Raw genomic sequence first — 321 nt, 5'->3', positions numbered from 1 at the left:
GCTCGTTCCGCAAGGGTGGACCGGCTCAGCACAGAAGGATATCGACCTGACGTCGTCGATGAGCTTCGCCACACGCGACGGTGAGAACTGGATGCAGTCGCTGGATCGGCTCGTCGCGGCCTCCGATCTCTACGCGGACGTCGATTTCAACGCGCATCACGTGGCGCTTCGTCGTTCGGCGCCACAGTCGGTCGCGGTGAACTACGTCGCACCGGCGACGCCCTCGACGGCAGCAGCACAGTCTGCCTCGTCCGCCGCAGATCCGATCGCCGAGATCGCCAAGCAGAGCGGCGCAAATGTCGCTGCGCCGGCTGACTCCGT

The 321-nt window shown here is 65.4% G+C and carries 1 pseudogene; it reads left to right on the top strand.

The features are described 5' to 3' along the window. Window positions 1–321: pseudogene (locus P7F28_RS11315) on the top strand (hypothetical protein); the annotation flags it as partial.

The sequence above is a fragment of the Caballeronia sp. BR00000012568055 genome (assembly GCF_029439455.1).
In the GTDB taxonomy this organism is placed as follows: domain Bacteria; phylum Pseudomonadota; class Gammaproteobacteria; order Burkholderiales; family Burkholderiaceae; genus Caballeronia.
The sequence above is the reverse complement of the archived record's forward strand: the minus strand, read 5'-3'. Positions and strand labels throughout refer to the sequence as shown.